The organism is Phycisphaerales bacterium (assembly GCA_040221175.1).
GTDB lineage: Bacteria > Planctomycetota > Phycisphaerae > Phycisphaerales > UBA1924 > JAHCJI01.
On record JAVJVK010000016.1, the window covers coordinates 1 to 610 of the forward strand.

At 66.6% G+C, this 610-nt stretch carries 1 protein-coding gene; it reads left to right on the forward strand.

All coding sequences use genetic code 11. The features are described from left to right. On the forward strand, positions 1-610 hold a 610-nt coding region (locus tag RIE32_12205), incomplete at both ends, for a phage portal protein (GenBank protein MEQ9097013.1).

A 610-nucleotide genomic window follows, 5' to 3' on the forward strand; every position in this document is an offset into this window, starting at 1 on the left:
CACGACTGGCGAGCCGACCTACAGGATCGACGCGCGCCCTGTGCCCGCCACGAACGTGGTGCACCTTCGCAGCCCGTTCGGACGCGCGCCGCTGTCGCTGGCCCGCGAGGCCATCGGCACGGCCATCGCCCTCGACCTGCATGCAGCGAAGCTGTTTGGGCGCGGGGCCCGCCCTTCGGGCGCACTGAAGTTCCCGAAGGAAATGGGAGAGGAGTCCGTGAAGAAAGCGCGCGCGGCCTGGCGAGCGACCCACGAGGGCAACGATGCGCAAGGGCAAACGGCCATCTTGTACGATGGCACCGAGTTCGAGCCATTCACCTTCAGCTCGACCGACGCCCAGTTTCTTGAAAACCGCAAGTTCCAGATCCTCGAAATCGCCCGGTGTTTCCGCGTGCCGCCGCCCATGTTGTTCGACCTGGAACGTGCCACGTGGAGCAACGGGGAACAGCAGGGCCGGGAGTTCCTGAGCTACACGCTTGAACCGTGGCTGAGGGCCACTGAGGGCGCCCTGCGCCGGGCGCTCTTCACCGATGAGGAGCGCGGCCAGTACGTCATCCGGTTCGATCGCGATGACCTCACCCGCGCCGATCTCGACACCCGCTCGACGGTG